Source organism: Pseudomonas imrae (assembly GCF_046352735.2).
GTDB classification, from domain to species: domain Bacteria; phylum Pseudomonadota; class Gammaproteobacteria; order Pseudomonadales; family Pseudomonadaceae; genus Aquipseudomonas; species Aquipseudomonas imrae.
On the sequence record NZ_CP110853.2, the window covers coordinates 4,726,383 to 4,740,878 of the forward strand.

Below are 14,496 nucleotides of genomic sequence, written 5' to 3' on the forward strand. Positions count from 1 at the left end.
CCTCGTAAAACATCGAGGCAGGTTAGCGTAGGGCGGGAAAATTCGCACTCTTTAGCTGACAGGGGTCAGCGGGCAATCCCATGTTTACGCAGCTTGCGATACAGCGTATTGCGACTGACCCCGAGTTGCTCCGCTGTATGGCTCATGTGCCAACGCTGTTGCTCCAGGGCGTTGAGCAGCGCCAGGCGCTCGGCATCATGCAGCGGCGAGTCCGTCGGTTCATCGACGGCTGTCGGCGTGGGCCGGGCCTGGCGAATCATCACCGGCAAATCCTCGAGGCCGACCTGGCCTTCGTCACACAGGGCGGCCAGGGTACGCAGAACCGTGCGCAACTGCCGCACGTTGCCCGGCCAGTTAAAGGTCAGTAGGGCCTGGCGCGCCGCGCGATCCAGTTGCACCACTTGCTCGCCCGCTTCCTCCGCGAGGATAAAATCGAGCAACTGCGATTTGTCGCTGCGCTCGCGCAGAGGTGGCAAGGCGATTTCCAGACCGTTGAGCCGGTAGTACAAATCTTCGCGAAAGCTGCCGCCCTTGACTCGCTCAAGCAAGTTACGGTGAGTCGCGCTGACCACCCTGACATTGACCGCCTGCGGCTCGCCGCCTATGGGCACCACAAGACGGTCTTCCAATACCCTTAAAAGACGGGTCTGCAAGGCCAGCGGCATATCGCCGATTTCATCAAGGAACAAAGTGCCACCGTCGGCCTGTTGCAACTTGCCGCGCATGCCTTCCTTGCGCGCCCCGGTGAAACTGCCGCCGCGATAACCGAACAGCTCGCTCTCGATCAGGCTTTCCGGGATCGCCGCGCAGTTCAGGGCGACGAACGCGTGCTCAGCGCGCTGGCTGGCATGATGCACGGCTTTGGCAAAGGCTTCCTTGCCGGAGCCGGTTTCGCCATTGATCAGCAGCGGCACGTCGCGCTCAAACACCCGCAAGGCCTTGCGAAAATCGTCTTGCAGCGCCGTGTCACCCAGACAGATACCCGGCCAGCGTGGCCGCAGCACCTTCGCCGGCGCAGGCACAGTCGGGCTCGGCGTCCGACGCTGCTCGCCGCGCAACACCGCAAACAGGTTGCGCCCATCACGCGTGCGCAGCGGCCAACTGGCGCTGGCATTTGCACTGGCACGCCCGAGCAGCTCATCGAGAGTGCAATCGAAAAACATCTCCACCGCCAGCCCGAGCAGACGTCCGCGTGGCTGGCCCAGCAGGTTCTGCGCACTTTGATTGAGGGCGCAAATCCGCCCTTCACCGTCGAACGCCAGCAGCCCTTCGCTGAACAGCCCCACAGACTCGGCCTGCAGGTGAAAACGCAGCAGCCAGTGGTGTTCGAAGTGACGCAGGAAATAGCAACTTTCGATCATCTTCGCCGAAAGGTTGACCAATGCCATGGTATGGAACTGGCTCTGCCGGGAAACAGCTTCGCGGGCCGAGGACACGTCCAGCACCGCCAGCAGTTCGCCATGAGGATCGAACACCGGGCTCGCGGAGCAGGTCAGCCCGGTATGTCGACCGCGAAAGTGTTCGTCACGATGAATAGTCAGGGCCTGGCGCTCCACCAGGCAGGTGCCGATACCGTTGGTACCTTCGCAGGCCTCGCTCCAGTCGGCGCCGAGCCACAGTCCGGCGCGCTCGAAAATCTTGCGCTCGCTGGGGGCGGTGACGCAATTGAGGATCACCCCTCGGGCATCGGTCAGCAGTACCGCGTGACCGGCGCCCGAGAGCTGTTGATGCAGGCTGTTCATTTCATTGCCGGCAATGTGCAGCACCTGTTGCAGGCGCTCGCGGCTTTCCAGCAGACGACCGTGCTCCAGCACCGTAGGCGCGATGGTCAGCGCCGGGTCGAGGTGGTAGTCCTCAAGGCAACGCAGCCAGGAACGGGCAATCGAAGGGTCGCTGCCGGGCCCGTGCAGCGGATCCTGGCCGCGGGTCACGGTCAGTACTTGCTGGGCATGGCGACTGAAATGATCGTTGTGCATGTTTTTATTGTTCTCCTGTTGCGTGAGACACACCGCTGACCGGGACGCCCAGCATCCTCCAGGCTTTGCCGCATTGCAATCCCGACTCGACCCATGGGTCACAGGTCGTATCGTTTATGGCACAAAGTGTCACCCTGACTGTATCGAGCCTGTCACAGCCGACCTTCGCAACAATCGCAAAACCCTTGATTTACTTGCCCTGCAGGGCACTGGCCCGACCTTTGCTCTACGCTTTATCAAGCGCAGCAGCGCTGCACTCCAATAAACATAAAAAGCCAGGAGATACCCACCATGCGTTACGCACACCCCGGCACTGAAGGCGCTATCGTTTCGTTCAAGGCCAAATACGGCAACTTTATCGGCGGCGAATTCGTTGCACCGGTCAAAGGCAACTATTTCACCAACTCCTCGCCAGTAAACGGCAAGCCGATCGCCGAATTCCCGCGCTCAACCGCCGAAGACATCGAAAAAGCGCTGGACGCTGCCCATGCCGCCGCTGATGCCTGGGGCAAGACCTCGGCCCAGGACCGCTCGCTGGTACTGCTGAAGATCGCCGACCGTATCGAGCAAAACCTCGAACTGCTGGCCATCACCGAAACCTGGGACAACGGCAAGGCTGTACGCGAGACACTCAACGCCGACATTCCCCTGGCCGCCGACCACTTCCGTTACTTCGCCGGTTGCATCCGTGCGCAAGAAGGCAGTAGCGCCGAGATCAATGAACACACCGCCGCGTATCACTTCCACGAGCCGCTGGGCGTGGTCGGGCAAATCATCCCGTGGAACTTCCCTCTGCTGATGGCCGCCTGGAAACTCGCCCCGGCCCTGGCCGCCGGCAACTGCGTCGTGCTCAAGCCTGCCGAGCAAACCCCGCTGGGTATTAACGTGCTGATGGAACTGATTGGCGACCTGCTGCCACCAGGCGTGCTGAACGTGGTTCACGGGTTCGGCAAGGAAGCTGGCGAAGCACTGGCCACCAGCAAACGCATCGCCAAGATTGCCTTCACCGGCTCCACGCCGGTGGGCTCGCACATCATGCACGCGGCGGCCGAGAACATTATTCCGTCGACGGTCGAGCTGGGTGGCAAGTCGCCTAACATCTTCTTCGCCGACATCATGAAAGCCGAACCGCAGTTCATCGAAAAAGCTGCCGAAGGCCTGGTACTCGCGTTCTTCAACCAGGGTGAAGTCTGCACCTGCCCTTCACGGGCGCTGGTGGAAGAGTCGATCTACGACGATTTCATGAAAGTGGTAATGAAGAAGGTGGAGTCGATCAAGCGTGGCGACCCGCTGGACACCGATACCATGGTCGGCGCCCAGGCGTCCGAGCAACAATTCGACAAGATCCTGTCGTACCTGGAAATCGCCAAGGGCGAAGGCGCCGAGTTGCTGACCGGCGGCAAGGTCGAAAAACTGAGCGGTGACTTGGCCACTGGCTATTACATCCAGCCAACCCTGCTCAAGGGTACCAACGACATGCGTGTGTTCCAGGAGGAAATCTTCGGCCCGGTGGTCAGCATCACCACCTTCAAGGATGAAGCCGAGGCCCTGGCAATTGCCAACGATACCGAGTTCGGTCTGGGTGCCGGCTTATGGACCCGCGATATCAACCGTGCCTACCGCATGGGCCGGGCGATCAAGGCCGGGCGCGTGTGGACCAACTGCTATCACCTCTACCCAGCACATGCGGCGTTTGGTGGTTACAAGAAGTCCGGTGTCGGTCGTGAAACCCACAAGATGATGTTGGATCACTACCAGCAAACCAAGAACCTGCTGGTGAGCTATGACATTAATCCGCTGGGGTTCTTCTAACCCACCAACAAATACACCGCTCTCACATTTGAACTGCAATTAAATGTGGGAGCGGGCTTGCTCACGGTAGCGGTGGATCAGTCGATGAATGTACTGGCTGTTATACCGCTATCGCGAGCAAGCCCGCTCCCACATTTTGATCTTCATCAGTAGTTGCGACGTGCATTCGGCGCGCTGGTGCCGAGTTAAAACAATAACAATGAAGGGTACTTCCATGCCTAGCGAACCCACTGGCTCTTCTGTCGACTTCGAAAAAGTCGGCTCCGAATACTTCCAACAACGTGAACTGAAAAAAGGCGCAGCCGGCTGGGTACTTTTAGTAGGCCTGGGCGTTGCGTACGTAATCTCCGGCGACTACGCCGGCTGGAACTTCGGCCTCGCCCAGGGCGGCTGGGGCGGGATGTTCCTGGCTACATTGCTGATGGCCACCATGTACTTGTGCATGTGTTTCTCCCTGGCCGAACTGTCTTCCATGATTCCTACTGCAGGCGGTGGCTACGGCTTCGCCCGCAGTGCATTCGGGCCCTGGGGCGGATTTCTCACCGGCACCGCGATCCTGATCGAATACGCTATCGCCCCCGCCGCCATCGCCGTGTTTATCGGTGCCTATTGCGAATCGCTGTTCGGAATCGGCGGCTGGATGATCTACCTGGCGTTCTACATCATCTTTATTGGCATCCACATCTTTGGTGTCGGTGAAGCGTTGAAGCTGATGTTTGTCATCACCGCCGTCGCCGCAATTGCCCTGGGTGTGTTCCTGGTGGCGATGGTGCCGCACTTCAACGTCGCCAACCTGCTGGATATCCCGGTAACCGAAGCCAAGGGCGCGAGCAGCTTCCTGCCATTTGGCTATGTCGGGGTGTGGGCCGCGATCCCCTATGCGATCTGGTTCTTCCTCGCCGTCGAAGGCGTGCCGCTGGCAGCCGAAGAAACCAAAAACCCGAAACGCGACCTGCCGCGCGGTCTGATCGGAGCGATTGTGGTGTTGACCAGTTTTGCCTTGCTGATCCTGGTGATTGCACCGGGCGGCGCTGGCACACTGGCGCTGGTCAAGTCCGGCAACCCGCTGGTGGAATCCCTGGCCCTGGCCTACGGCGGTTCGACCTGGATGGGCAGCTTCGTCAACCTGGTGGGCCTGGCTGGGTTGATCGCGAGTTTCTTCTCGATCATCTACGCGTATTCGCGGCAGATTTTTGCCTTGTCCCGCGCAGGTTACCTGCCGCGCAGACTCTCGCAGACCAATAAAAGCAAGGCTCCGGTACTCGCGCTGGTTATCCCGGGCATCATTGGTTTCGGCCTGTCACTGACCGGCCAGGGCGACCTGTTGATTCTGGTGGCCGTGTTTGGCGCGACGATTTCCTACGTGCTGATGATGGCTGCGCACATCACCCTGCGCATCCGCCGCCCCAAAATGGAGCGCCCGTACCGCACGCCGGGCGGCATCTTCACCTCGGGTCTTGCCTTGGTGCTGGCCTGCATTGCTGTAGTAGCGGGCTTTCTGGTGGATCCGCGAGTGGTGATTGGCGCGGCGATCATCTATGGAGTATTAATTGCTTACTTTGCTTTCTACAGTCGGCATCACTTGGTAGCAGGCACGCCGGAAGAAGAGTTCGCGGCGATCCAGGCCGCAGAGGCCGCCTTGCACTAAACGCCGTCAACCACGGCGCGGGCCGACGCCCGCGTCGTCATGGAGAGTCTGTATGGCAAGCTTTTCCCACGCGATCGGTGCATTGACCTACCGCTTTGACAGTCTCAAGGACGTGATGGCCAAAGCCAGTCCCGCCCGCTCCGGAGACTTCCTCGCAGGCGTCGCCGCGCACAATGATGGCGAGCGCGTCGCGGCACAAATGGCCCTGGCCAACATTCCCTTGAAGTACTTTCTTGAAGAAGTACTGATTCCCTACGAAAGTGATGAAGTCACCCGGCTGATCATCGACACCCACGACAAGCAGGCGTTTGCCACGGTCAGCCACCTGACTGTCGGCGGCTTGCGGGACTGGCTGCTCAGTGACGCGGCCGACGAACACAGCCTGCGGGCACTGGCCCCCGGCCTGACTCCGGAAATGGCCGCCGCCGTGTCGAAGATCATGCGCGTGCAGGACCTGGTACTGGTGGCGCAGAAGATTCGCGTGGTCACCCAATTTCGCGGCACCATGGGCCTGCGCGGGCGCCTGTCGACCCGACTGCAACCTAACCATCCAACGGATGAACCAGCGGGGATCGCCGCGAGCATTCTCGATGGCCTGCTCTATGGCAATGGCGACGCCATGATCGGTATCAACCCGGCCACCGACAGCATCGCCTCGATCTGCGCCATGCTGGAAATGCTCGACGCCATCATCCAGCGCTATGAGATCCCGACCCAAGCCTGCGTGCTGACCCACGTCACCACCTCCATCGAAGCCATCAACCGCGGCGTACCTCTGGACCTGGTGTTTCAATCGATTGCCGGCACCGAGGCGGCCAACGCCAGTTTTGGCATCAACCTGAACGTACTGCAGGAAGGTTATGACGCAGGCTTGAGCCTCAATCGCGGCAAGCTCGGACAAAACCTGATGTATTTCGAGACCGGCCAAGGCAGCGCGCTGTCGGCCAATGCGCACTTCGGCGTAGACCAACAGACCTGCGAAACCCGCGCTTATGCGGTGGCGCGGCACTTCAAGCCATTTCTGGTCAACACCGTGGTGGGCTTTATCGGCCCGGAATACCTGTACAACGGCAAGCAGATCATCCGCGCCGGCCTCGAGGATCACTTCTGCGGCAAGCTGCTGGGCGTGCCCATGGGGTGCGACATCTGCTACACCAACCATGCCGAAGCCGACCAGGACGACATGGATACCCTGCTGACCCTGCTCGGCGTGGCCGGGATCAACTTCATCATGGGAATCCCGGGCTCAGACGACATCATGCTCAATTACCAGACCACGTCCTTCCACGACGCGCTTTATGCCCGGCAAACACTCGGTTTGAAACCGGCACCGGAGTTTGAACAGTGGCTGGCGAAAATGGGCATCTTCACACAGGCCGATGGCAAGGTACGGTTTGGCAACAACCTGCCACCCGCCTTCCGCCACGCCTTGGCGCAATTGGGATGAGGGAGCCACCCGTGCAAGTAGATCTTCCCGACAACCCCTGGCTGGAACTGCGCCGACTCACTCCCGCGCGCATTGCCCTGGGGCGCACCGGCACCAGTATTCCTACGGGGGCGCAGCTGGACTTTCAGTTCGCTCACGCACAAGCCCGGGACGCGGTACACCTGCCCTTCGATCATGCAGGCTTAAGCCGCCAGATCTCCGAGCGCGGGCGCGACAGCCTGTTATTGCACAGTGCCGCCGCCGACCGTCACAGCTACCTGCAACGCCCGGACCTGGGGCGGCGTCTGAGCGATGAATCGGCCCAGACCCTGCGCGAATACGCCGAGGCCAACCCCGGAGGCGTAGACCTGGCGGTGGTAGTGGCCGATGGTTTATCGGCACTGGCCGTGCATAAACACAGTGTGCCGTTTCTCACACGCATGGAAGAACAAACCCACGCCGAAGGCTGGTCATTATCGCCGGTGATCCTGGTGGAACAAGGCCGCGTGGCAGTGGCCGATGAAATCGGCCACTTGTTGGGGGCAAAAATGGTGGTGATCCTGATCGGCGAACGGCCAGGGCTCAGTTCGCCGGACAGCCTGGGGCTGTATTTTACCTACAACCCCAAGGTTGGCCTGACCGATGCCTACCGCAACTGCATCTCCAATGTGCGCCTGGAAGGCTTGAGCTACGGCATGGCGGCGCATCGCCTGTTGTATCTGATGCGCGAGGCCTGCCGGCGGCAGTTGTCAGGGGTCAACCTCAAGGACGAGGCACAGCTTCAGACCCTCGAATCAGACGATCCTGATCTGATGAAGGGTAACTTCCTGCTCGGCCCACAGTCAGACTGACCCCCGCAGATAGTGCCTTGGACCAGCCCGGTCGCGTGGGGAGCGATCGGGGGTTCAAGCCTGGTTCAAATCGGCGTAGGGTCTACTTAGCCTCGCGGGCGCTCGACAAAGACTACGGGAATGTGCGACATCCCCCGCTACAAAACCGCCACGCATTGCAACATTCAACCCGTATAATGCCGGCCTTTCAGGGTTGTAAGAAATACGGCATACCGATGTAGCCTTATTGCCCACGCTTCCGCACAGGCCCGCCGAGTCGGGCCATTCACACAGGTGCCACCCATGGATTTCAACCCGCTCGACCTTATCCTGCATCTCGACGTTTACCTCGACCTGCTGGTAACCAACTACGGTCCGTGGATCTACGCCATCCTGTTTCTGGTAATTTTTTGCGAAACCGGCTTGGTCGTCATGCCATTCCTTCCGGGTGACTCGCTGCTGTTCATCGCAGGCGCCGTGGCCGCTGGCGGCGGCATGGACCCGATTCTGCTGGGCGGCTTGCTGATGCTCGCGGCGATCCTTGGCGACAGCACCAACTATGTGATCGGACGAACCGTTGGCGAGCGCCTGTTCAATAATCCGAATTCGAAAATTTTCCGCCGCGATTACCTGCAGAAAACCCACGACTTTTACGACAAGCACGGCGGTAAAACCGTGACTCTGGCGCGCTTCCTGCCGATCCTGCGGACCTTCGCCCCATTCGTCGCCGGCGTTGCCAAAATGCCTTACCCACGCTTCTTTGGTTTCAGCGTGCTGGGCACCATTCTCTGGGTCGGCGGCCTCGTGACCTTGGGTTACTTTTTCGGCAACGTACCGTTTATCAAGAAGAACCTGTCGTTGCTGGTGGTGTTCATCATCCTGCTGTCCCTGGTGCCGATGATCATCAGCGTGGTCCGCAGCCGCATGGGCCGCACCTCCTCCGAAGCCAACACGCACTGATCGCGATGTGGTCCCTCAGCGCCTGGCGTCGTCGGCGCATCCTGGCCAAGCACCCGGTTGCCGATGACACCTGGCAACGGGTGCGCCGTCACCTGACCTTTCTCGACGGCATCACCGCCGAACAGGATCAGTGGCTGCGTGAAGCCTGCGTACTGTTCCTCGCCGAAAAACACCTTACCGCCCTACCCGGCGTCGACTTGCATCAGGAGCAACGCCTGCTCCTTGCCGCCCAGTCACAACTGCCGCTGATGAACCTCGGCGACCTGGAGTGGTATCAGGGCTTCCATGAAATTGTCCTGTACCCCGACGACTTCCTCAGCCCCCAGCGCCATCGCGACGCCAGCGGCGTGGAGCATGAATGGGACGGAGAACACAGCGGCGAGGCCTGGCAACAAGGCCCGGTCATCCTTGCCTGGCCTGGCGTGCTGGCCAGTGGTAATTGGGAAGGCTACAACCTGGTCATCCACGAATTGGCGCACAAACTCGACATGCTCAACGGCGACGCCAACGGCCTGCCTCCACTGCATGGCAACATGGATGTAAAGACCTGGGCACACGAGATGCAGAGCGCCTTCGACGACCTAAACCGGCAGCTCGACCACAACCCCGATACCGAAACAGCCATCGATCCGTACGCCGCGGAAAACCCCGCCGAATTCTTCGCCGTCACCAGCGAATATTTCTTCAGCGCACCGGACTTGCTGGCCGCTACTTATCCACAGGTGTATCGGCAACTGAGCCTGTTCTATCGCCAGGACCCTCAGGCGCGCCTCCTGCAGCTGCAGGCCAGCGACCCACGCTATCAGACTGAAGGCTAACGACCGTACGACGTCTGGCGCGTGGCATCGACGCAGGAATATGCCTATAATCGCCGCCACTTTTAGGCCAATCCGGCCAAATTTTTTGGCCAACTACGGGGGCAACGCCCAATGAGCTACAGCAAGATTCCGGCTGGCAAAGACCTGCCGAACGACATCTACGTCGCCATCGAGATTCCGGCCAACCACGCGCCGATCAAATACGAAATCGACAAAGACAGCGACTGCCTGTTCGTTGACCGTTTCATGGCCACCCCGATGTTCTACCCGGCCAACTACGGTTTCATCCCCAACACCCTGGCCGACGACGGTGATCCCCTCGACGTGCTGGTCGTGACCCCTTACCCGGTCACCCCAGGCTCGGTCATCCGCGCCCGCCCAGTTGGCATCCTGAACATGACCGACGACGGCGGCGGCGATGCCAAAGTCATCGCAGTTCCACACGACAAGTTGTCCCAGCTGTATGTCGACGTGAAAGAATACACCGACCTGCCGCCACTGCTGCTGGAACAGATCAAGCACTTCTTCGAGAACTACAAAGACCTCGAAAAAGGCAAATGGGTGAAGATCGACGGTTGGGGCAACGCAGACGCCGCCCGCGCCGAGATCATGAAGTCGGTAGCAGCCTACAAAGGCTGATAACCGCGCCCGATTGCTTCGGCAACCCAAAAAAGCCCCGATCACTCGGGGCTAATGAGATGGTCACCCCCACACCCTGCGAGGGCTACGCTTTCGCAGGGTGTTTTGTTTTCGCAGACCATCATCATGAGTGAGCCAACACTGATCGGTATCGATCTCGGCAAACATACTTTCCACCTGCACAGCCAGGATAAGTCGGGCTGCGAGGTGTTTCGCAAAAAATGCTCACGGGCGCAGATGATGCAGTTTTTCGGCAACTTACCGAGCCGTGACGTGGTGATGGAAGCCTGTGCCGGGCCGCACTATGTTGCTCGTCAGTTGGCGGCAATGGGACATGTCGCAAAGCTGATTTCTCCACAGTTCGTTAAGCTCTTCGTCAAGGGCAACAAAAATAATTCCGTCGATGCTGAAGCGACTTTCGAAGCCGCTTCACGCCCATCGATGCGCTTCGTTACACCTAAAACTGCCCCCCTGCAAACCCTGTCTGTGCTGTACCGGATGCACGAGTCGTTGGTGCATGAGCGCACCAAAACCGCTAATCAGATGCACGGTTTCCTACTGAAGTTTGGCGTCAGCTTGCCCAAAGACTTGGCCATCATGAAGCGTCTGGCGGTTGTTTTGGCTGAGCATGAGCTTCCCGTTCGTCTGACGGTATTGTTACAGCGCCTGCACGATCACTTCGTCTATTTGGATGAACAAATCAAACAGTTGGACAAAGAGCTGACGCGTATCGCTTGGGCGATAGCTGAACAACAGATGATGTGAACGGCACACCGGCCAGGCGAAGATCCTGACACAAAAATCGGCTTCAGAAGCCGATGGGCTTTTAAGGATCGCCAGGCGCGACTCTCATCGTGGTGCTGGGGCATGCCCCAAACAGACGCCGGATAGATTTAAGCAAGCCAACCACACCACCCGTTAATCAGTATTGCAAAGATGGGGTGGGACCATAGATTTTTGCGGGAAAAACATAAACGCTTAGTTCAAAAAATAAACAAAACACGCACCAACGTTTAACCAACAAAAAGATCATCAGGACCCGCCCCTCAATAAGGAAACACCTACATACACCGACTCAACGCATCGTTTATTTGTTCTATTTTTCCGGCCAGTAAACTCTGCGTTTATGAATACATCAGGTGATCGTTTAAGAGTATTACTTCGGGAAGTTAATCTTTCCGCTTCCGACTTCGCCAAGAACCGCAACGTCACGCCCCAGCACGTGAACAATTGGTTCAAGCGCGGTGTACCCATGGCCCGACTCAACGAAATCGCAGAACTACTGTGCGTCAACAGCCGCTGGCTGCGCAGCGGCGAAGGCCCCAAACATCCACCCGCAAACTTCCAAATAGAAGCCCAGAACTCGGGCAGCACAAGCCCGATCAGCCGCGAAGACAGCGGCAACTATCTGGCCGGCCCAAAAATCGACGTAGAAATCCCCCTTCATACTTCGTTCACCTCACAACCCAACATTCGCCTGTCACTGCAAACCCTGGAAACCCTCAACGTCGCCCCTGAACGCGCCCTCGGTGCCTACATGGTCGGTAACAGCATGATCGACATCATCCAGGACGGCGCCACCCTGGCCATCGACCGCGGCCGCACCCAAGTCATCGACGGCGAGATCTACGCCCTCGAACACGACGGCATGCTGCGCATCAAATACCTCTACAACCGTCCCGGCGGAGGCTTGCGCCTGCGCAGCCATAACAGCAGCGAACATCCCGACGAACTCCTGACATACGAACAACGCTTCGAGCAAAACCTGCAGATCCTCGGCTGGGTATTCTGGTGGTCCACCCTCAACAACCGCCGCCCACCAGTCCCGCTGGATGACCACTTACTGGGCTGGGACAGCTCTAAATCAGATCCGGAGGTGGGAAACTGAGACGAACATCGGTATCATGCGCCGCACATTTGGCAGGGGACGGCGCAACGCCGAACCACCCTGCCCGGCAACGCGGAGGAGTTCCCGCCGATGCCCCACTAATCAACCAGGCGAAAGCCTGGGTGAACGATTGAAGGCTGGTGAGGCTTACCAAAAATAAGCTGAGCAAGTCCCCGAGAAGCCGGCCACAAGCCGGCTTTTTAACGCCGCAACAAATAGCGCCCAAATCCAACGGGTAACCCTCCACCCAGTATCGGCGACCTACCACCACCTCACCGCAGTTGCGAAACCCATCACAATAGCCAATGCTCCCTCCCAAAGTTACTGCCATCACTATCTTTTCCAAATGGCCGCTAAAGGAAAGCATCCATGCCCGTTCCAACTTACGATCAGTTTATCGAACCCATTTTGCGTTTTCTGGCCAAACAACCGGCGGGCGCCCGCGCACGAGACGCTCAAGAAGCAGCGGCAGCAGCGTTGCATCTGAGCGATGATCAACGCTCGGAATTGATCGCCAGCGGGCAAGCTATCTATAGAAATCGGGCTGGCTGGGCTCACGACAGGCTCAAGCGCGCAGGGTTTTCCAGCAGTGCGAAGCGTGGATATTGGGAATTGACAGACGCAGGTATGACCTACTCCGAACAGAATCCCGCGCCACTACCAGATGCAGAGGTGAAACGGCTAGCTATCAGTTACATGAATGTGAAGCTCAAGCCTGCACCTGATGCTTCACCGCTAGATAACTTTCCACACGTTAGTACAGATCTAACATCAGCCACTGCCAGCCCTGATGATCGCTTGGCGCAAGCTCTGCAGGAGCTTCGAGAGGCGACAGCTGTTGATCTTCTGGATAACCTACTACAAGTTACACCAACCCGATTTGAAGTGATTGTTTTGGATGTCCTCCATCGCTTGGGTTATGGCACGAGTCGGGATGACCTACAGCGTGTCGGTGGCTCGGGCGACGCCGGTATTGATGGCGTGATCTCTCTCGACATGCTGGGTCTTGAGAAGGTTTATGTTCAAGCTAAACGTTGGCAGAACACTGTGGGCCGGCCTGAGTTGCAGGCATTTTATGGGGCACTGGCGGGGCAAAAAGCCAAACGCGGAGTGTTCATTACGACCTCCGGCTTCACCGCCCATGCCATCGAATTTTCCAAATCTGTGGAGGGCATTGTGCTGGTGGATGGTCACCGACTGGTCAATTTAATGATGGATCACGAGGTGGGCGTTACATCGCAACTATTGAAGTTACCGGCGCTGGACCGCGATTATTTTGAGGATTAGTGAGGACCACCTCACAATATTTGGGCGGAGGCCCTGACAAATCGACTGGGGGGGATTCCTCCCTTGACTCTCCCCCTAAGGTCACCCCCCACCCTGAAACCCTCTTTTCAGGCCCCTCCCCCATGCGCCAACGTATCCTTGTCATCCTCGGCCATCCTTCCAGCACCAGCCTCTGCGCCGCCCTCGCCGAAGCCTGCGTCACCAGCGCCAATCGCGCCGGTCATGACGTTCGCGTTCTGCGTTTGGGTGATCTGGCTTTCGACCCCGTTCTGCGCCACGGCTACACACAGCACCAACCCCTGGAACCCGACTTGCTCAGCGCGCAATCCGACATTCTGTGGGCTACGCATCTGACATTTGTTTTCCCTGTCTGGTGGGGTGGCGTTCCGGCGTTGATGAAGGGTTTTTTCGACCGAATTTTCCTTCCCGACTTTGCCTTTAAATACCGCAAAGGAAAGGCATTTCCTGACAAGCTCCTGCTGGGTCGAACCGCGCATTTGCTGGTGGTTCTGGATACACCGCCGTGGTATTACCGTTGGTTTTACCGCATGCCCGCGGTGCATCAGGTGCGCAAGACCACTCTTGAGTTTTGTGGGGTCAAGCCGATCAAGACGTTGATGTTCGGGCCGGTATTGGGATCCAGCGCAGCGCAGCGCGACAAGTGGTTGAAAACAGTGGGCACGCTCTTTTAGACAAGGATATGCATGTACATCGGTAAAGCCGCCCAGCTATCGGGCACAACGATCAAGGCAATTCGTCATTACGAAGAAATCGGCCTGTTGCCAGCGCCTCAGCGAGAGGGCCGGTATCGGGTTTATTCGGCACAAAGTGTTGAGCTGCTGACGTTTATCAAGTGCGCGCAGCAGTTGGGGTTCAAGCTCAAGGAGTTGCAGGGAATTTTGCACGGGTACCGGGGCGATGAGTTGCCGTGGCAGCGGGCAAGTCAGGCGATTGCGCAGAAAAAACACGCGCTGGTGACGCAGATAGAAGCACTGCAGGCTGTGCATTCTGGGCTGGTTGCGTTTGAATCCAGCCTGGAAGAGGCTCAGGGCCAATGCTCGTTCGAGCGGCTGCTCGACGCAGGGGCTGCAGGCAAATCCTGAAGCTACAGGCTCGCGGAATTGTCTCTTTCAGGTTGACTATATTACGCATTTCAGCCCATTTATCCCGCAGAGGCCGCCCATTAATCTGTGCTCATGTTGAACGCAACGT

11 protein-coding genes and 2 pseudogenes are annotated in these 14,496 nt (G+C 58.5%); 12 read left to right on the forward strand and 1 reads right to left on the reverse strand.

Features of this window, described 5'->3' with window-relative positions:
* Positions 1–65 precede the first annotated feature (65 nt).
* Positions 66–1,976, reverse strand: a complete 1,911-nt coding sequence (locus OQ460_RS21485; protein WP_410019338.1) for a sigma-54-dependent Fis family transcriptional regulator — start codon at positions 1,974–1,976, stop codon at positions 66–68.
* Positions 1,977–2,267: 291 nt separating this feature from the next.
* Between OQ460_RS21485 and OQ460_RS21490 the strand changes: the two genes are divergently transcribed.
* From OQ460_RS21490 to OQ460_RS21545, 12 genes and pseudogenes are all read left to right on the forward strand, one after another.
* Entirely contained in the window at positions 2,268–3,788 is a 1,521-nt protein-coding gene (locus OQ460_RS21490) for an aldehyde dehydrogenase family protein (RefSeq protein WP_410019339.1), read from the forward strand.
* A 214-nt stretch (positions 3,789–4,002) separates the two neighbouring features.
* Positions 4,003–5,436 (forward strand): ethanolamine permease, encoded by a 1,434-nt coding sequence (gene eat, locus OQ460_RS21495; RefSeq protein ID WP_410019340.1) that lies wholly within the window; start codon positions 4,003–4,005, stop codon positions 5,434–5,436.
* A 52-nt stretch (positions 5,437–5,488) separates the two neighbouring features.
* Positions 5,489–6,883 (forward strand): ethanolamine ammonia-lyase subunit EutB, encoded by a 1,395-nt coding sequence (locus OQ460_RS21500; RefSeq protein ID WP_410019341.1) that lies wholly within the window; start codon positions 5,489–5,491, stop codon positions 6,881–6,883.
* On the forward strand, positions 6,880–7,713 hold the full coding sequence (eutC, locus tag OQ460_RS21505) for an ethanolamine ammonia-lyase subunit EutC (RefSeq protein WP_410019342.1): 834 nt from the start codon (positions 6,880–6,882) through the stop codon (positions 7,711–7,713). The genes OQ460_RS21500 and eutC overlap by 4 nt, the downstream gene beginning before the upstream one ends.
* 282 nt (positions 7,714–7,995) lie before the next feature.
* Positions 7,996–8,652, forward strand: a complete 657-nt coding sequence (locus OQ460_RS21510; RefSeq protein WP_410019343.1) for a DedA family protein — start codon at positions 7,996–7,998, stop codon at positions 8,650–8,652.
* A gap of 5 nt (positions 8,653–8,657) precedes the next feature.
* Entirely contained in the window at positions 8,658–9,470 is an 813-nt protein-coding gene (locus tag OQ460_RS21515) for a zinc-dependent peptidase (RefSeq protein ID WP_410019344.1), read from the forward strand.
* A gap of 111 nt (positions 9,471–9,581) precedes the next feature.
* A complete protein-coding gene (gene ppa, locus OQ460_RS21520; protein ID WP_003176323.1) occupies positions 9,582–10,109 on the forward strand; it encodes an inorganic diphosphatase in 528 nt (175 codons plus the stop codon).
* A gap of 126 nt (positions 10,110–10,235) precedes the next feature.
* Positions 10,236–10,838, forward strand: a pseudogene (locus tag OQ460_RS21525) (IS110 family transposase); the annotation flags it as partial.
* Between the two features lie 397 nt (positions 10,839–11,235).
* Positions 11,236–11,997, forward strand: a complete 762-nt coding sequence (locus OQ460_RS21530; RefSeq protein WP_410019345.1) for a S24 family peptidase — start codon at positions 11,236–11,238, stop codon at positions 11,995–11,997.
* 369 nt (positions 11,998–12,366) lie between these two features.
* Positions 12,367–13,284 carry a restriction endonuclease gene (locus tag OQ460_RS21535; protein WP_410019346.1) on the forward strand — a complete coding sequence of 306 codons (918 nt, stop codon included), beginning with the start codon at positions 12,367–12,369 and terminating at the stop codon, positions 13,282–13,284.
* Between the two features lie 122 nt (positions 13,285–13,406).
* A pseudogene (locus OQ460_RS21540) lies at positions 13,407–14,002 on the forward strand (NAD(P)H-dependent oxidoreductase).
* Complete coding sequence (locus OQ460_RS21545; protein ID WP_410019347.1) at positions 13,989–14,387, forward strand: MerR family transcriptional regulator; 399 nt, start codon at positions 13,989–13,991, stop codon at positions 14,385–14,387. Before OQ460_RS21540 ends, OQ460_RS21545 begins: the two are co-directional and overlap by 14 nt.
* Positions 14,388–14,496: the final 109 nt, after the last annotated feature.